At 51.7% G+C, this 17243-nt stretch carries 16 protein-coding genes; 4 read left to right on the top strand and 12 right to left on the bottom strand.

From position 1 onward, the window contains the following. Window positions 1–262 precede the first annotated feature (262 nt). Entirely contained in the window at window positions 263–1084 is an 822-nt protein-coding gene (gene dapB / locus HHI26_RS13520) for a 4-hydroxy-tetrahydrodipicolinate reductase (protein ID WP_133842345.1), read from the bottom strand. A 269-nt stretch (window positions 1085–1353) separates the two neighbouring features. On the opposite strand from dapB, the gene HHI26_RS13525 reads away from it, so the two are divergent. Continuing rightward, the gene (locus tag HHI26_RS13525) at window positions 1354–1974 is read left to right on the top strand and encodes a peptidoglycan recognition family protein (protein WP_167863354.1); all 621 of its coding nucleotides are present in this window, start codon (window positions 1354–1356) and stop codon (window positions 1972–1974) included. Further along, window positions 1968–2387, top strand: coding sequence for a hypothetical protein (locus tag HHI26_RS13530; RefSeq protein WP_133842346.1), 420 nt, complete (start codon window positions 1968–1970; stop codon window positions 2385–2387). Before HHI26_RS13525 ends, HHI26_RS13530 begins: the two co-directional genes overlap by 7 nt. 79 nt (window positions 2388–2466) lie before the next feature. Here the strand turns inward: HHI26_RS13530 and ispH are convergent, their stop codons facing one another. From ispH to ribF, 5 genes are read right to left on the bottom strand one after another with little or no spacing between them, the layout of a single operon-like run. After that, window positions 2467–3420 (bottom strand): 4-hydroxy-3-methylbut-2-enyl diphosphate reductase, encoded by a 954-nt coding sequence (ispH, locus tag HHI26_RS13535; protein WP_133842347.1) that lies wholly within the window; start codon window positions 3418–3420, stop codon window positions 2467–2469. After that, window positions 3401–3871: an FKBP-type peptidyl-prolyl cis-trans isomerase gene (fkpB, locus tag HHI26_RS13540; RefSeq protein ID WP_159336875.1), complete on the bottom strand. Its 471-nt coding sequence runs from the start codon at window positions 3869–3871 to the stop codon at window positions 3401–3403. Before fkpB ends, ispH begins: the two co-directional genes overlap by 20 nt. Before the next feature lie 3 nt (window positions 3872–3874). Then, window positions 3875–4381: a signal peptidase II gene (gene lspA, locus HHI26_RS13545; RefSeq protein WP_171149331.1), complete on the bottom strand. Its 507-nt coding sequence runs from the start codon at window positions 4379–4381 to the stop codon at window positions 3875–3877. Continuing rightward, a complete protein-coding gene (gene ileS, locus HHI26_RS13550) occupies window positions 4381–7197 on the bottom strand; it encodes an isoleucine--tRNA ligase (RefSeq protein ID WP_171149237.1) in 2817 nt (938 codons plus the stop codon). The genes lspA and ileS overlap by 1 nt, the downstream gene beginning before the upstream one ends. Before the next feature lie 36 nt (window positions 7198–7233). Further along, window positions 7234–8172, bottom strand: a complete 939-nt coding sequence (gene ribF, locus HHI26_RS13555) for a bifunctional riboflavin kinase/FAD synthetase (protein WP_133842351.1) — start codon at window positions 8170–8172, stop codon at window positions 7234–7236. Between the two features lie 316 nt (window positions 8173–8488). Here ribF and rpsT point away from each other — a divergent pair, with 316 nt between their 5' ends. Continuing rightward, window positions 8489–8752: a 30S ribosomal protein S20 gene (gene rpsT / locus HHI26_RS13565; RefSeq protein ID WP_133842352.1), complete on the top strand. Its 264-nt coding sequence runs from the start codon at window positions 8489–8491 to the stop codon at window positions 8750–8752. Between the two features lie 135 nt (window positions 8753–8887). Here the strand turns inward: rpsT and nhaA are convergent, their stop codons facing one another. The 6 genes from nhaA to mog all read right to left on the bottom strand — a co-directional run bounded on the left by nhaA (window position 8888) and on the right by mog (window position 16198). Continuing rightward, on the bottom strand, window positions 8888–10063 hold the full coding sequence (gene nhaA / locus HHI26_RS13570; protein ID WP_159336873.1) for a Na+/H+ antiporter NhaA: 1176 nt from the start codon (window positions 10061–10063) through the stop codon (window positions 8888–8890). Between the two features lie 221 nt (window positions 10064–10284). After that, window positions 10285–10575 carry a Bor family protein gene (locus tag HHI26_RS13575; protein ID WP_133842354.1) on the bottom strand — a complete coding sequence of 97 codons (291 nt, stop codon included), beginning with the start codon at window positions 10573–10575 and terminating at the stop codon, window positions 10285–10287. 201 nt (window positions 10576–10776) lie between these two features. Then, window positions 10777–11919, bottom strand: a complete 1143-nt coding sequence (gene dnaJ, locus HHI26_RS13580) for a molecular chaperone DnaJ (protein ID WP_133842355.1) — start codon at window positions 11917–11919, stop codon at window positions 10777–10779. A 107-nt stretch (window positions 11920–12026) separates the two neighbouring features. Further along, window positions 12027–13940: a molecular chaperone DnaK gene (gene dnaK / locus HHI26_RS13585; RefSeq protein WP_133842356.1), complete on the bottom strand. Its 1914-nt coding sequence runs from the start codon at window positions 13938–13940 to the stop codon at window positions 12027–12029. A gap of 237 nt (window positions 13941–14177) precedes the next feature. After that, window positions 14178–15482: an MFS transporter gene (locus HHI26_RS13590; protein WP_133842357.1), complete on the bottom strand. Its 1305-nt coding sequence runs from the start codon at window positions 15480–15482 to the stop codon at window positions 14178–14180. Window positions 15483–15610: 128 nt separating this feature from the next. Then, window positions 15611–16198 carry a molybdopterin adenylyltransferase gene (mog, locus tag HHI26_RS13595; RefSeq protein WP_133842723.1) on the bottom strand — a complete coding sequence of 196 codons (588 nt, stop codon included), beginning with the start codon at window positions 16196–16198 and terminating at the stop codon, window positions 15611–15613. Window positions 16199–16632: 434 nt separating this feature from the next. Between mog and HHI26_RS13600 the strand changes: the two genes are divergently transcribed. Next, window positions 16633–17229, top strand: coding sequence for a fimbrial protein (locus HHI26_RS13600; RefSeq protein ID WP_133842358.1), 597 nt, complete (start codon window positions 16633–16635; stop codon window positions 17227–17229). Window positions 17230–17243 lie beyond the last annotated feature (14 nt).

Genomic DNA, 17243 nt, shown 5'->3' on the forward strand with positions numbered 1-17243 from the left:
GCATGACACATCCTGGTCATAAAATCGGTTGCCTGAGCGCTTGTGCATAATTTCAGGGGGTGGGGAGTAAAAAAGTGGACCAAATGGTCAAAAATAGCGCTTACGGAGGGTGAAAAACAGAGATAAGATCAACTTATAAGTGGAACCTATAAAAAAATAACTTAAATGGCTATTTATACAAAATAAAAAGGGCAATAAAATTATTGCCCATCCAATCAAAAAGTTATGATTGAAATAACCACATCACGATGGTACACAACACTTATAAATCATCAAGATTCAGGACACTGCGCATATCATGAAGCCCTGTTTTATGCGCTTTCAACCATATTGCTGCACGAACTGCGCCATTAGCGAAGGTCATACGGCTTGAAGCCTTGTGGGTTATCTCTACCCGCTCGCCAACATCTGCAAACATCGCTGTATGCTCACCGACGATATCTCCGGCACGTACAGTGGCAAAACCGATGGTCTGTGCTTCACGCTCACCGGTGTAACCTTCACGGCTATAGACCGCATGCTCATTCAGGTTCCAGTTCATCGCATCAGCAATCGCTTCCCCCATCGCCAGCGCGGTACCCGATGGTGCATCAACTTTATGACGGTGATGCGCTTCGATGATCTCGATATCCGCGTAGTCACCCATCACTTTGGCGGCTTTCTCCAGCAGTTTCAGCACCAGGTTAACGCCCACACTAAAGTTGGCGGCAAACACGATGCCGATATCAGCAGAAGCGGCTTTGATGGCGGCTTTACCGTCCTCATCGAATCCGGTGGTACCAATAACCATCGCTTTTTTATGCTGACGACAAAATTCCAGATAATGCAGCGTGCCTTCCGGGCGGGTGAAATCGATCAACACATCGAAATCATTCACCACCGCATCAAGGTTATCCGTCACTTTAATGCCCAGTGCGCCACAACCAGCCAGCTCTCCGGCATCTGCGCCCGTCAGCGACGAACCTGAACGCACCAGCGCGGCGCCCAAACGCGCACCTTCAGACTGAACCGTTGCCTGAATTAGCTGACGCCCCATACGCCCTGCGGCTCCCACAATGGCGATACGGATTTCTGTATTACTCATATTTATTCATTCCTGACAGATTTCTATTCATTCAAGCCGCATACAGATTAACCAGCGGTTAACGTCTGCGCCACAATTAAAACCAGATAATAAGAATTTTACGCCAGCGCGTGAGGATTATCAGTAAAACAGATTTTGTAAGGATTGGGGAAGGGAAATGGGATGGCCGTTGAGTGGATAAACTACGAAAATTGGCAGGCATCCTTGCTCAAGCAGAACTGGCTATATAACCTACAAAAGCTGATTGTTAATCAAACCAAGGATGAACCATGCTGTATATCGATGCCAATGGCTATATCGATGCGGTCAGGATTACCAAAAAGATTTTTCACTCCCTTCATCACGGTAACATGGGCCATGTTAACGGCATTGTCGTTCATCAGACCGGGGCCGCAACGTTACAAAGTACCTTTAACAGCTACCAGCACGCCAATGCCAACGGGGCCCATTTTATCATTGATAAAGATGGCACCATTTATCAGACGGCCTCGCTGTTCAAAATGACTTACCATGTTGGCAGGATGAAATCGCGCTGCCTGATCACGCAAAAATGTGAACCCGCTGAACTCAAAAAAGCCACTCAACTGGAAAACGCCTGGCGCACCAAAGAAATATCAGACAGGGAGAGGCAAAAACCCTGGCCCGACCGCTTTCCGGCAAACACGGATGCAATTGGTATTGAGATTGTTGGAGAGGCTTTCAAGACAGAGGATTTAAAGGAATATCCTGATGGTAGAATTTTTGAGGCCGTAAATCAGCACCAGTCAGAATCACTTGAGTGGCTAGTCAGAGAATTAAAAAGCACGTTGAAGATTAGTACGAGTGAAATCTTCAGGCATCCTGAAATTGCCAGAAAAAATATCACTGAAGCGAGTTCAGCCAAATGGTAATCAAACCCTTTTGCTTAAATACTGGCATCTTGCTGGTCTCATTGTTTCTTATCGGCTCCAGCTACGCCAATCCGGTCACATCCGTCAGCATCGTCAGTAGTGGGCAGACGCTGAAAGCAGTCACCAATCCCAGTGAAATTAAGGCCTGTAAAAAGTTCACACCAACCACAGAGCAGGTGATCAACTTCTTTAATCACGCCTATCCGGTTGATAATCATTTCGCTATAGATACCCGCTACTCATCCTGCTACGCACAAGGCGACATCAAATATGGCGACCAGCTACCTGGAAAATGGATGTTATATTCAAGTGGGATTGCGACTTTGGTTCTGAACGATGAAAACTCAGTTAACCTCTTTTATGAACACAACACATGGTACGATCCGAATGAGGGCGGATATGATGATAAGTAATTGAAATAACTGAAATTGCACAACTTAAGGGAATAAGGCGACCGGAAAAAAGGTCGCCCAAGACAGGAGAAAATGCGCCCTACTCGACCTGACGAACTTCCACGCGCAGCTCTTTCGGTACTTCAAACACAATGTTCTCTTCGCGACCAATCAGCTCGATGGCATCGACGCCACCCAGTGAGTTCAGCCGTTCGATCACCTGTTGCACCAGGATATCCGGTGCCGAAGCACCTGCGGTGACGCCAACACATCCCACACCTCTGACCCACTCTTCCTGAATATCATCAGCGGAGTCGATCAGACGTGCCAGCTTGCCGGCACGCTGTGCAAGCTCTGCCAGACGGTTTGAGTTCGAAGAGTTTTTCGAACCGACCACCAGCACTACATCAGCGTCACGGGCCAGCGTACGCACCGCTTCCTGCCGGTTAGTGGTGGCGTAACAGATGTCGTCTTTACGCGGACCAACAATTTTGGGGAAACGGGCACGCAGCGCATCGATCACTTCATAGGTGTCATCGACGGACAGCGTGGTTTGCGTCATAAAGCACAGATTGTCTTCATCTTTAACCTGAAGTTTCCACACATCTGCTGGCGCTTCCACCAGATACATCCCCCCTTTCGGGTTGTTGTACTGGCCCATTGTCCCTTCCACTTCCGGGTGGCCCGCATGACCAATCAGGATCGCTTCCGTTCCTTTTCGACTGGCACGCGCCACTTCCATATGCACCTTGGTGACCAGCGGACAGGTGGCATCAAACAGCATGGTCAGCTCGCGCGCTTTGGCTTCAGCACGAACGGCCTGAGACACGCCATGTGCAGAGAAGATCAGGATAGAACCATCCGGCACTTCAGCAATCTCTTCAATAAAGATCGCCCCGCGCTCGCGCAGGCTGTTGACCACATAACGGTTATGCACCACTTCATGCCGCACGTAGATAGGTGCGCCATACATCTCCAGCGCACGCTCCACAATGCTGATAGCGCGATCAACGCCTGCGCAGAAACCGCGCGGGTTAGCCAACAGGATCTGCATTGCTCGTCTCCCGTACCGGATCAATCTCCAGCACTTCTACGTCAAAGTGAATGGTCTGCCCGGCCAGTGGGTGATTGAAATCAACGGTGATCGAATCACCAGAGATTTCACGGATCACACCAGGCATCTCGTTACCATCCATGCCGCTGAACAGCATGATGGCACCAATTTCCGGTTCTCCTGCCTGCACAAAGTCACGGCGCGAAAAATACTGGATCAGGTCCGGGCTGATACCGCCGAACGCATCGTCTGCGTCCAGCGAAAAAGCACACGCTTCACCCGTTTTTAGTCCGAGAAGATGACTTTCCAGCCCTTCTGACAGGCTACCATCGCCGAGGCAAAACAACGCCGGTTTACCGTGACTGCGCGTGGATTCCGCTGTGGAACCATCCGCCAGTTTTAAGGTGAAATGCACCAGCACTTCGCTGTCACGCTGTACAGAATCGGTCATGCCTTACCCTTTATTCTTAGCCTGTTTGCCGTTCGGGCTCAGGAACCCTTCCAGCACGATCAGCGCGGCACCAATACAGATACCGCAGTCGGCAATATTAAACGTGGCAAAGTGCCAGTCACCGACATAGAAATCGATGAAGTCCACCACAAAGCCATGATATGACCGGTCAAACAGGTTGCCCACTGCGCCACCCACAATCAGCGCATAGGCGATGTTATTCAGTTTATTGCTCGCGCTGGTGCGGTACATCATCACCAGCAGCACCACAACAATGGCAATGGCAATACCGGCAAAGAACCAGCGCTGCCAGCCACCTTTATCGGCGAGGAAGCTGAACGCCGCGCCGTAGTTGTGAGCATAAAAGAAGTTAAAGTACGGCATCACTGGCATCGATTCGTGCAGCATCAGATTATTCATAATCCACTGCTTGCTGCCGAAATCAATGACAATCACCACCAGCACCAGCCACAGCCAGCGCAATCCGGTTGAGAGAACAGGTCTGCTCATCATGCAAACTTACGCTGTTCGCCGCTGCCCGCGACGTTAGAGACACAACGACCGCAGACATCAGCGTGTTCGGCGTTCTGGCCGATATCGCTAGTGTAATGCCAGCAGCGTGGGCATTTCTCACCTTCTGCTTTCTGCAGAGCAATTTTCAGACCTTTCACCACATCACTCTGCTGCGCATCGTCGGTTGCCTGTGCATAGTCAGCGACCTTAGCCCCTGAGGTCAGCAGCACAAAGCGCAGTTCCTCACCCAGGCTTGTCAGCTTGGTTGCCAGGTCAGCATCAGCGTACAGCGTTACGCTGGCTTCCAGAGAACCACCGATACGCTTATCAGCACGCGCCTGCTCGATCACCTTATTGACTTCACCGCGTACTTTCAGCAGTTCAGCCCAGTAGCTGTCATTCATTGGCTGGTTGTCTTCCAGGCTGAACAACCCGTCGAACCACTCCTCGGTAAACACGTACTGGCTGCGTTTGCCCGGCAGATAGCCCCAGATTTCATCGGCGGTAAAGGACATGATTGGTGCCATCCAACGCACCAGCGCTTCCACGATGTACCACAGCGCGGTCTGGCAGCTACGACGCGCCAGGCCATCTGACTTCGCGGTGTACTGACGATCTTTGATGATATCCAGATAGAATGAACCCATCTCAACCGAGCAGAACTGCATCAGACGCTGTACCACTTCATGGAAATCGTAGGCTTCGTAAGAAGCGACGATATCATTCTGTGCGGCCAGTGCGCGGCCCACAGCCCAACGGTCAACGATGACCATCTCTTCCGGTTTCACCAGATCGGTTTCCGGGTTGAAACCGGCGAGGTTCGCCAGCAGGAAACGCGCGGTGTTACGGATGCGACGATAGCTGTCGGCAGAACGCTTAAGGATTTCGTCAGAGACAGCAATTTCACCGGAGTAATCGGTCGATGCCACCCACAGACGCAGGATATCGGCACCCAACTTGTTCATCACGTCCTGTGGGCTGACGGTGTTGCCCAAGGATTTGGACATCTTGCGGCCCTGACCATCGACGGTGAAGCCGTGCGTCAGTACCTGGCGGTATGGCGCTTTGCCTTTCATCGCAGTGGAGATCATCAGCGAGGACATAAACCAGCCACGGTGCTGATCCGAACCTTCCAGATATAAATCAGGTTCGTTACCGCCAAACTCAGGGCGCGCATCAACCACCGAGTAACTGGTCGATCCTGAATCGAACCATACGTCCAGGGTATCCGGCACTTTAACGTAGTTGTCAGCATCAGCACCCATCAGATCGTGGGCATCGAGATCCCACCATGCCTGGATACCGTCCTGCTCAACCCGCTTCGCTACCTTCTCCATCAGTTCCAGAGAATCCGGGTGCAGCTGCTCAGTGTCTTTGTGGACGAACAGCGCCATCGGCACGCCCCAGGTACGCTGACGGGAGATACACCAGTCAGGGCGGTTAGCCACCATCGACTCAATACGCGCCTGGCCCCAGTCCGGGATCCACTGCACGCCTTTGATCTCTTTTAGCGACTGCGCACGAAGGCCTTTCTGATCCATGCTGATAAACCACTGCGGAGTTGCACGGAAGATGATCGGCGTTTTGTGACGCCAGCAGTGTGGGTAGCTGTGATGCAGTTTCTCAACATGCAGCAGAGCGCCCTTCTCGCGCAGCAACTCAACGATCATATCGTTGGCTTTAAATACGTTAACGCCGTCCAGCGTCGGGTATGTGCCTGGCAGGAAGCTGCCGTCCGGGCCGACCGGGTTAGCGACTTCAATACCGTACTTCTGGCCAATCACATAGTCGTCCGGGCCGTGGCCAGGCGCAGTGTGAACGGCACCGGTACCGGCTTCCAGCGTCACGTGCTCACCCAGCACCACCGGAGAGGTGTGGCTGAGGAAAGGATGCTGGAAGCCCATCAGTTCGAGGTCAGCGCCTTTCGCTTCACCCAGCACGGTCCATGCAGCCACGCCAACACGCTTCATCACACTCTCGACCATGTCTTTAGCGAGGATCAGGGCACGGCCCTCAATCTGCACTAGCTGGTAGTCAAATTCAGGATGCAGAGAGATGGCGCGGTTAGCCGGCATCGTCCACGGCGTGGTAGTCCAGATCACCAGGGCAATCGGGCCATCAACGTGGCCTGCGCCAAATTTCGCCTGCACCGCGTCTTTATCGACGGCATTGAACATCACATCGATAGACGGGGAGGTTTTGTCGTAATACTCCACTTCCGCTTCAGCCAGCGCAGAGCGGCAGTCCAGGCACCAGTGCACCGGCTTTGCGCCCTTGTGCAGGTGACCGTTGCCGATGATCTTACCCAGGGCACGGATGATGTTGGCTTCGGTTTGGAAGTTCATCGTCAGATACGGACGATCCCAGTCACCCAGCACTCCGAGGCGGATAAAGTCGGCTTTCTGCCCTTCCACCTGCTCGGCGGCATATTTACGGCAGGCAGCACGGAATTCGGATGCGCTGACTTTCTCGCCCGGCTTACCGATCATCTGCTCAACTTTATGCTCGATAGGCAGACCGTGACAGTCCCAGCCTGGAACGTACGGCGAATCATAGCCCGCCATGCCTTTCGACTTAACGATAATGTCTTTCAGAATCTTGTTAACGGAGTGACCAATATGAATGCTGCCGTTCGCGTAGGGAGGGCCATCATGCAGAATAAAGGTTTTTTTCCCTTTCTTGGCTTCGCGAATGATGCCGTACAGCTTGTCATCATACCAACGTTGCAGCATGCCCGGTTCGCGTTTGGCCAGATCGCCACGCATCGGGAACCCCGTTTCCGGCAAATTCAGGGTAGATTTATAGTCACTCATCAGATTCTCGGTTCCGTATGTCGGTTCTATGTAAACTTAAACCGATGTCTTCAGCCCAAAAAAAGTTCGGGCAGTCACCACATCGTTTGCAATTTGTTCTTTCAGTGCGTCGAGCGAGGCAAAGCGCTGCTCGTTACGTATTTTATCACGCAGTACCACTTCAATATGGCGCCCGTAAAGGTCGATAGAGACATCCAGCAGATGTACTTCCAGCTGCTGACGCAGCCCTGCAACGGTAGGTCGGGTGCCGATATTTGCCACACCGGCTAACGGATGTGAACCCAGCCCCAAAACCTCCACGGCATACACCCCTTTGACCGGGGAGACGGTGCGCCGCAGCGGCAGGTTAGCCGTAGGGAAACCAATGGTGCGGCCCAGCGCATCGCCATGCACTACACGGCCAGAAATGCTGAAAGGACGCCCCAGCAGGGCATTGGCCATCGACAGGTTATCTTCTGCCAGCGCCTGGCGAATCGCCGTGCTGCTGATGCGTTTTCCGTCATCGCAGAATGTCTGGGTACTGATGACATCAAAGCCATATTCGACACCCGCATTCTGTAATAACAGGAAATCGCCCTGGCGACCAGCGCCAAAGCGGAAATCATCCCCAACAGCCAGGAACTCAACGCCCAGCTTATCGACCAGAAGATCGGCGACAAAACTCTGTGCCGTCCTGGCCGCAAAACGGCGATCAAAACGCACGCACAGCACGGCATCGACGCCGGCCTGTTCGAGGTAACGCACTTTCTCCCGCAGGCGTGTCAGCCGCGCAGGGGCTTTTTCCGCCGCAAACAGTTCCAGCGGCTGAGGTTCAAACAGCATGACCATCACTGGCAAATTGCGCTGACGCCCTTCTTTGCACAGTTGCGCCAGCAGCGCCTGATGACCGCGATGTACGCCATCGAAATTCCCGATAGTCAGTACGCAGCCGCGATGCTGCTCTCTAAGGTTATGTATGCCGCGGATAAACTTCATGGCTGGCTCAAATTTGTGGAAATCGGCGGATTATACCTTGTACAGCCGTGAAGGTTAACCCACGAATTCGGGCTTTCATGCTTTCTTCTCCCCATTTCGCTCTGTAGGGTGCTGATCCAGCGTGGTATGATATTTTTCTTGTGAATAAGCTGTATTCGCCTGGATGAAGCTGGTAGAATCTTGCGCCATCGAAACGTAATCAAGTGCCACTGTTTGACCGGCGCTTATTTGCACAAATCCATTGACAACCGAAGGCGAAAAGGGCATATTCCTCGGCCTTTGAATTGTCCTCATAGAACTATTTGGGAGTTGGACCTTGGCTAATATCAAATCAGCTAAGAAACGCGCCGTAACATCTGAGAACCGTCGCAAGCACAACGCTAGCCGTCGCTCAATGTTGCGTACTTTCATCAAGAAAGTTTACGCGGCTATCGCTACTGGCGATAAAGCAGCTGCGCAGAATGCATTTAATGACATGCAACCAATTGTGGACCGTCAGGCAGCTAAAGGCCTGATCCACAAAAACAAAGCTGCACGTCATAAAGCAAATCTGGCTGCACAGATCAGCAAACTGGCTTAATGTCAGCGTGTTAATCGAGCTTTGATAAAGAAACCGCTCCGGCGGTTTTTTTATGTCTTTTTTTTGAGGGTACACCCCGCAAGCAGGTGCGACCTGAAAAAGGCCGCCCCTACCTTTCCATCAATCACTACGTCATTAATGCGATGATTGTGCAGGCAATTTAACCCGCAGAAGACTATATCCCACCACAGCAGACAGTACAGATCCGGTGAGAATCCCCAGCTTGGCCAGCGTGACCATCTCCTCATGCGCGGCGTCAAATGCCAGTGAAGCGATAAAGATAGACATGGTAAAGCCGATGCCACACAGCACACCCACAGCGGCAATATCCACCATCTTGGTGTTTTCCGGCAACACGGCAATCTTCAGCTTCACCGACAGCCAGCAAATCAGCGTGATCCCCAACGGTTTACCCACCAGCAGACCCAGAATAATCCCCAGCGGTACCATCGAGAACAATCCTTCAACTGAGACACCCGTCAGGGAAACACCGGCATTGGCAAAGGCAAACAGCGGCAGGATAAGCCAGCTCACCCAGGGGTGCAGACCATGCGCCAGTTCAATCGACGGCGAGTGTCCATCCTGTTTTTTCAGCGGAATAAACAGACCGACAATCACCCCCGCCAACGTGGCATGCACGCCCGACTTCAGCACTGCCACCCACAGCACCATTCCGACCAGCAGATAGACTGAGGTTTTACGCACACCACACAGGTTCAACAGGGCCAGAGCAACGATAGACGCTGCAGCAACCCCCAGTGAGACCAATGACAGATCGCTGGTGTAGAAGAAAGCGATAATGACAATGGCACCCAAATCATCGATGACGGCCAATGCCATCAGGAACATTTTCAACGCCGGTGGCACGCGGCTACCCAGTAGCGCCAGAATACCCAGCGCAAAAGCAATATCGGTGGCAGCAGGTATCGCCCAGCCGTGGATCGCCAGCGCGTCATTATGATTCAGAGCCGCATAGATCAGTCCCGGGGCCAACATACCGCCTAAGGCGGCAATCAACGGGAACATCGCGCGCTCCCGGCCCTTCAGCGACCCCATCATCAGTTCGCGTTTCACTTCCAGGCCAATCATCAGGAAAAACAGTGCCATTAATGCATCATTGATCCATAACAGCAGATCTTTATTGATATCCAGGGCACCGAAACGGAACTGCACCGGCATTGCCAGAACGGCCTGATAAGCCTGCTGAGTACTGGCATTATTGGCGAGGAACATAGCGACGGCAGCGGCGATAATCAGCACCACACCGCCCGTGGCATCGTTTTTTAAGAGTTTTTTGAAAAAGAGGTTCATGACAGACTCCGCTGTTAATCTCAGTAAATAAGCTTCAGATGACCGATAGCATACGTGTTTAAACCGCTGGAAAAAAACAGTTTATGCCCTCACGACACCTCGATATTGACGAGTTATTGAGATGAAATGAAAAATAAGGAGCAGGAAAATGCGAATATCAGGCAGGCTAAGGACGTAAAAAAAGCCGCACGAAGCGGCTTTCTTGGCACATTGATAACAACTTACAGTGCGCAGTAAACGCGTGCTTCACGTGGGGTATAAATACCGAAAGTCACTACAGCCAGCAGGCCGTTGACGAAAGTCTGCTGAACTTCAACGCGATCGACTTTATCCTCACCACCACAAATTGCCGCAGCATCCAGTGTTTTTTTCTGGCCGATACCCGACACGAAGAAGTGGTGAGTGGTCACCTGCTTAGGCGCAGCAACCTGATTATGTTTCAGTTGGAAAGTTTGTTGAGCACAACCAGAAAGCAGAACAGCGAAGGCGGCAATTGCCAGAATCTTTTTCATGAACCCAATTCCATTAGATAAATTGAAGCGACATCTAATAACAATCAGATACTCAATGCAATATTAAGAAACAACATTGATACTTTCAAAGAGATTCCACCAAAAATTTTCCTGAAAGAGAGATAAAAGAGCTGAAAAATGGAAAAATACAGGGGATTTATTGATGTTTCGGCTCCCTGAATGACCAGGGAGCCGTTGCGATTAACGGGTCAGATCGTCAAAGAACTTCTTCACGCCATCGAAGAAGCTTTTAGAACGCGGGCTGTTCTTCTCACCGGATGGGCCGCCGAAGCTCTCTTCCAGTTCGCGTAACAGCGATTTCTGCTTCTCACTCAGGCTGACTGGCGTTTCCACCACCACGCGGCATAACAGGTCACCCTGCGCACCACCACGTACTGATTTCACACCCTTACCGCGCATACGGAACAGTTTGCCCGTCTGCGTTTCCGCAGGCACTTTCAACTTCACGCGGCCGTCCAGCGTCGGTACTTCAATCTCTCCACCCAGCGCAGCCATCACAAAGTTGATCGGGACTTCGCAGTACAGATTGTTCTCTTCACGCTCAAAGATATTGTGCTTACGCACCTGAACCTGAACATACAAATCGCCTGATGGCGCGCCGTGCTCACCCGCCTCCCCTTCGCCGGTCAGACGAATGCGGTCACCGGTATCCACACCCGCCGGAATTTTCACCGACAGGGTTTTCGAACGCTCAACCCGGCCATGACCGCGGCAGGCGTTACACGGATCTTTAATCACCGAGCCACGACCATGACAGGTCGGACAAGCTTGCTGTACGGTGAAGAAGCCCTGACGCATCTGTACCTGGCCAGCACCGTGACAGGTTGAACAGGTTTGCGGTTTGGTACCGACTTTCGCGCCACTACCGTGGCAAACATCACACTCTTCCAGCGTTGGAATGCGGATCTCTTTGGTCACGCCGCGTACCGCTTCTTCCAGCGACAGCTCCATGTTGTAGCGTAAATCTGCGCCGCGTGCAGCACGCTGTTGACGGCGGCCTCCGCCAAAGATATCGCCGAATACGTCGCCAAAGATATCACTGAAGTCAGCACCGCCACCGCCGCCGAAGCCGCCATGACCGCCACCGCCCATACCGCCCTGTTCAAAGGCTGCATGGCCGTACTGATCGTAAGCCGCACGTTTCTGCGCATCGGTCAGAATTTCGTAGGCTTCTTTGACCTCTTTAAATTGTTCTTCGGCACCTTCACCCTGGTTACGATCGGGGTGAAACTTCATTGCCAGGCGTTTATAAGCCTTTTTGATTTCACGCTCTTCCGCTGATTTGGAAACGCCTAAAACCTCGTAATAGTCTCTCTTCGCCATTGTTATTGATCCTGCCCTTAACATGCATGCACGGGCGTAGGATTTCTCCGACGCCCGTGCTGGTAATCAATGGCGCATGACGCGCCACCTTGCCCGCTCAAGGGCGATTATTTTTTGTTGTCTTTCACTTCTTCAAATTCAGCGTCGACAACATCATCGTCTTTCTTCGCACCATCGGTCGCATCTGCTGCGCCGCCAGCGGCCTGCTGCTGTTGAGCGAACTCCATCAGCTTGCTGGACACTTCCATCAGAGCCTGGATCTTGGCTTCGATATCCGCTTTATCTTCGCCTTTCAGCGCCGCGTTCAGTTCGGTCAATGCGGCTTCGATAGGCGCTTTGTCATCCGCTGGCAGTTTGTCGCCCGCTTCGTCCAGCTGCTTACGTGTGCTGTGTGACAGCTGATCGCCCTGGTTGCGTACCTGAACCAGTTCTTCGAACTTACGGTCAGATTCAGCATTTGCTTCCGCATCACGCACCATTTTTTCGATCTCTTCGTCGTTCAGACCGGAAGAGGCCTTGATGGTGATTTTCTGCTCTTTACCGCTGTTCTTGTCTTTCGCTGACACATGCAGGATACCATCGGCATCGATGTCGAAAGTCACTTCGATCTGAGGCATACCACGTGGTGCGCTCTGGATACCGTCCAGGTTGAACTGACCCAGAGATTTGTTATCCGCTGCACGTTTACGCTCACCCTGCACAACATGGATGGTCACGGCAGACTGGTTGTCTTCAGCGGTTGAGAACACCTGGCTGTGCTTGGTTGGGATAGTGGTGTTCTTAGTGATCAGCGACGTCATCACACCGCCCATGGTTTCGATACCCAGCGACAGCGGGGTAACGTCCAGCAGCAGAACGTCTTTTACTTCACCCGCCAATACGCCACCCTGAACCGCTGCACCAACAGCAACAGCTTCGTCCGGGTTCACGTCTTTACGTGGCTCTTTACCGAAGAACTCGGTCACTTTCGCCTGAACCATTGGCATACGTGTCTGGCCACCAACGAGGATCACATCGTTGATCTCAGAGACGGACAGACCTGCATCTTGCAGAGCCACTTTCAACGGCTCGATAGAACGAGCAACCAGATCTTCTACCAGTGATTCCAGCTTCGCACGGGTCACTTTGATGTTCAGGTGTTTAGGACCTGTCGCATCAGCAGTGATGTACGGCAGGTTTACGTCAGTTTGCTGGGCAGAAGACAGCTCGATCTTCGCTTTTTCTGCCGCTTCTTTCAGACGCTGCATCGCCAGTGGATCGTTGTGCAGATCGATGCCCTGATCTTTCTTAAACTCAGCCACCAGGTAGTTGATCATACGGCTGTCGAAGTCTTCACCACCCAGGTGGGTATCACCGTTGGTTGCCAGAACTTCGAAGGTTTTTTCGCCATCAACTTCATCGATTTCGATGATAGAGATATCGAAAGTACCACCACCCAGGTCATATACCGCGATAGTGCGGTTACCCTGACCTTTATCCAGACCGTAGGCCAGAGCCGCTGCGGTTGGTTCGTTGATGATACGTTTTACTTCCAGACCAGCGATACGACCGGCATCTTTAGTTGCCTGACGCTGTGCATCGTTGAAGTATGCCGGTACAGTGATAACCGCTTCAGTCACTGGTTCACCCAGATAGTCTTCAGCCGTTTTCTTCATTTTTTTCAGCACTTCTGCTGAGATCTGTGGCGGAGCCACGCGCTGGCCTTTCACGTCCAGCCATGCATCACCGTTTTCAGAACCCACGATTTTGAATGGCATGATTTTCAGGTCACGCTGCACTTCTTCATCCTGGAAGCGACGGCCAATCAGGCGCTTAATCGCAAACAGAGTATTCTGCGGGTTAGTCACGGCCTGACGTTTAGCAGGCTGACCTACCAGCGTTTCACCATCCTGGGTGTAAGCAATAATCGAAGGTGTTGTACGATCGCCTTCTGCATTCTCCAGTACACGCGCTTTGCCGCCATCCATGATAGCTACACAAGAGTTCGTTGTGCCCAGGTCAATACCAATAATCTTACCCATTTAAACATCTCCCACTTAAATTCAATTCAAATCAGCTTATGAACCATTAATGCGGGCATTTTTTACAGTTTCAACTGCTCGCCCTACGCTTTTTTTTCCAGGTCCGTAGCTTCGGATGCCAACTAAGATGGGGCCGGGCAACGCGGCATCAAGGGGGAGAGAGAAAAAAATTTTCACTTTGCCCTAAAAAGACAACGGGCCAGCCTGAGCTGACCCGTAAAACGCTATGATTGCGCGTTATTGTGCGCTGATCTGCTTTAATAGCGCCTGTTGCCCGGCTTCACCTCGCAGCCAGCAGCCGACCAGAACGCCTATCCCCGCCAGTGCCAGCACATAGTAAGCAGGTGACATTGGTGACAGCTTCAGCATCAGCGTCAGCGCCATCGGCGTCAGTCCGCCGAAAAAGGCGTAGGCGAAATTATAAGAAAAGGAGATACCGGTAAAACGCACTTTTGCCGGGAACGCACTCACCATCACGAACGGCACCACGCCCACCACACCGACACACAACCCGGCGACCGCATAGGCAATAAAGAGATATTCCGGCGACTGCGCAGCCACATGGAAAAACGCCCAACTGGAAGCGGCCATTAACAGGCTTCCCACTATCAGGGTAGTGGCAGCACCGATACGGTCCACCAAGGCCCCGGCAATAATACAGCCAAAAATCAGCATCACCGTTGCCAGGCTGTTCGCCTGAAGCGTCAACGCGGCGGGCAGGCCATGTAACTTTTGCAGTAATGCGGGTGCCATCAGCAAGACCACGACAATACAGGCCGACAATAGCCAGGTCAGCAGCATCGACACCACCACGCCATGGCTATGACGGAATAACACCGTGATCAACGGCAGCTCGGCTGAAAGCGTTTTACGCTGCTTCATCTGGAGAAAGACCGGCGTTTCATGCAGCCAGCGGCGCAGGTACATCGCCAGCAGGCCAAAGCCGCCGCCCAGCAGGAAGGGAATACGCCAGCCGGTTTCAGCGACGGCCTGCGCACTCATGGTGGTGGTAATCAATGTTGCCACCAGCGACCCCAACAGAATACCGAAGGTCAGGCCGGCGGTCAGCGTTCCGCAGGCAAAACCAATCCGTTTCTCCGGCACGTGTTCGGCGACAAACACCCAGGCACCCGGTACTTCACCGCCAATGGCAGCCCCCTGCAACACACGCAGCAGTAGCAGGAGTATCGGCGCAGCAATACCGATGGAGGCGTAGGTGGGCAGCAACCCCATCGCCAGCGTGGGCAATGCCATCATCAAGATGCTCAGGCTGAACATTTTCTTGCGTCCCTGGCTATCCCCGAAGTGCGCCATAATCAGGCCGCCCAGCGGGCGGGCAAGATAACCGGCAGCAAAAATCGCATAGGCCTGAAACTGACGCAACCAGTCAGGGAGACCTAAAGGGAAAAACAGGTCGCCGATCACGCTGGCGAAAAAAATGAAGATAATAAAGTCGTAAAATTCGAGTGCGCCACCCAGCGCAGCCAGAGTTAACGTCTTGTAGTCGTGCCGGTTGAGGTGACGCGCATGATCATGGGACATAATTATTCACGAAAATCCAGAGTCAGAAGAAAGCCGTATAGTTAACGTTTGTAAAGCTGAGATGACTATACCGTCAATTTTCTGCCACAGCAGTGGACGCTGGATCTTATGCCTGAAAAAACGATTTTTTAGTTGTTTGTTTCGCGCCGTGCGCTTTTAGGACGAAATGCTGCTACGACCTTCGGATCAGTCTCCATGTAGGGCCCCTCCAGCAGCTGAATACAGTACGGGACACTGGCAAAGATGCCATGTACCTGCGTATTACCCTCGCTGTCTTTCAGACCTTCCAGCGTCTCCTGAATCGACTTAGGTTGTCCCGGCAGGTTGATCACCAGCGACTGTTTACGGATTACTGCCGTCTGGCGTGAAAGGATCGCGGTGGGTACAAAGTTAAGGCTAATCTGTCGCATCTGTTCACCAAACCCCGGCATTTCCCGGTCAGCAATCGCCAGCGTCGCATCCGGTGTGACATCGCGCCGGGCCGGGCCGGTTCCCCCGGTGGTAAGCACCAAATGGCAGAACAACTCATCGACCAGTTCACAGATCGCCTGCTCAATCATCGGCTGCTCATCAGGCACCAGACGTTTTTCAATTTCAAATGGCGTAGTTAACGCCTCAGACAGCCACGCCTCAAGGGCCGGTAATCCCTGATCCTGATAGATGCCATTTGCGGCGCGATCCGAAACGGAAATCAAACCTATGCGTAATGTATTCATCATGTTCTCGCCATTCATACCCGGCAACATCAGTACGGCCGGTGGGGGTAAGCGTGTTTTCACAAGAATACACTGAATTCAGGAATATTGGCAAAGAGGCAAACAGACATTTTGCTAATGATGACAACGGAAATAGAATGAAAAATAAAACAGAACAATCACACACTATAGATTAAAAATCACAGGCTCATCATATTTAAGAAAAAACAGGACTCATTTTATTTCGCTTTTTTTGTGAATTTATAACTAGTAAAAACCACTAGAATTCGCGAAATCTCATCAGGCACAAGGAAGTAATTATCGTTAAACACCTGCTATAAACGCCCCCTGCATTAACTATCGCCAACCGACAGCCACGAGAAAAATCGAGGATGGACGGCCTGTGCAATTAAAAAACCCGATTATTTATCAATAGAAAACTTACAGAGGGAAAAATGAAAAAGGTCATTATTGGCACTGTACTACCCACGTTAATATTCAGTTCAATGTGCTATTCCGAAACCAGCGTTTCAGGCGGAACCATTAATTTTACAGGTGCAGTGACAGATGCAACCTGTACTATCAATGGTAATAATTCTGCCGACCTTTCCGTCGTGCTCAATCCGATAAGTACCGAACAGGCAGGAACGTCAGAAGGGTTAATTGATGTTGGTAAGAAAGCATTTTCACTGGACTTCTCCAACTGTTCATCAGCAAATATAGTGAATACGGGCAATGGGGAAACACCAACGACGCCCAATCTTCAAATGCAGTTCTCATCACCTAACACCATATCTAATGATGGGAAATACCTGATCAACCAGGAAAATGATCCTCAGGGTAATCCTCGAAATGTGGGTGTCGCTATTGTTTTACAAAATACGGAAACGCAGCCTATCCCACTTAATCAGATACTGGATACCAAACTGGGAGGCACATCATCATCACCAGAAACGCTGAACTTCTATGCTAAATATTACAAAGTAGGAACTCAGCCTGCGGAGGCCGGCACGGTCAGAACGATGGTAACGTATAGCGTCACTTATCTTTAATTTTCAATAAGTCC

This window comes from Erwinia sp. JH02, assembly GCF_013074405.1.
Taxonomy (GTDB): Bacteria; Pseudomonadota; Gammaproteobacteria; order Enterobacterales; family Enterobacteriaceae; genus Erwinia; species Erwinia rhapontici.

Excerpts from the sequence above, each read along its gene's own strand:
- dnaJ (WP_133842355.1), bottom strand. The coding sequence starts at position 11,919 with ATGGCGAAGAGAGACTATTACGAGGTTTTAGGCGTTTCCAAATCAGCG.
- dapB (WP_133842345.1), bottom strand. The coding sequence starts at position 1,084 with ATGAGTAATACAGAAATCCGTATCGCCATTGTGGGAGCCGCAGGGCGT.
- mog (WP_133842723.1), bottom strand. The coding sequence starts at position 16,198 with ATGAATACATTACGCATAGGTTTGATTTCCGTTTCGGATCGCGCCGCA.
- HHI26_RS13600 (WP_133842358.1), top strand. The coding sequence starts at position 16,633 with ATGAAAAAGGTCATTATTGGCACTGTACTACCCACGTTAATATTCAGT.
- HHI26_RS13590 (WP_133842357.1), bottom strand. The coding sequence starts at position 15,482 with ATGTCCCATGATCATGCGCGTCACCTCAACCGGCACGACTACAAGACG.
- lspA (WP_171149331.1), bottom strand. The coding sequence starts at position 4,381 with ATGAGCAGACCTGTTCTCTCAACCGGATTGCGCTGGCTGTGGCTGGTG.
- HHI26_RS13530 (WP_133842346.1), top strand. The coding sequence starts at position 1,968 with ATGGTAATCAAACCCTTTTGCTTAAATACTGGCATCTTGCTGGTCTCA.
- ileS (WP_171149237.1), bottom strand. The coding sequence starts at position 7,197 with ATGAGTGACTATAAATCTACCCTGAATTTGCCGGAAACGGGGTTCCCG.
- ribF (WP_133842351.1), bottom strand. The coding sequence starts at position 8,172 with ATGAAGTTTATCCGCGGCATACATAACCTTAGAGAGCAGCATCGCGGC.
- HHI26_RS13575 (WP_133842354.1), bottom strand. The coding sequence starts at position 10,575 with ATGAAAAAGATTCTGGCAATTGCCGCCTTCGCTGTTCTGCTTTCTGGT.
- nhaA (WP_159336873.1), bottom strand. The coding sequence starts at position 10,063 with ATGAACCTCTTTTTCAAAAAACTCTTAAAAAACGATGCCACGGGCGGT.
- fkpB (WP_159336875.1), bottom strand. The coding sequence starts at position 3,871 with ATGACCGATTCTGTACAGCGTGACAGCGAAGTGCTGGTGCATTTCACC.
- dnaK (WP_133842356.1), bottom strand. The coding sequence starts at position 13,940 with ATGGGTAAGATTATTGGTATTGACCTGGGCACAACGAACTCTTGTGTA.
- HHI26_RS13525 (WP_167863354.1), top strand. The coding sequence starts at position 1,354 with ATGCTGTATATCGATGCCAATGGCTATATCGATGCGGTCAGGATTACC.
- ispH (WP_133842347.1), bottom strand. The coding sequence starts at position 3,420 with ATGCAGATCCTGTTGGCTAACCCGCGCGGTTTCTGCGCAGGCGTTGAT.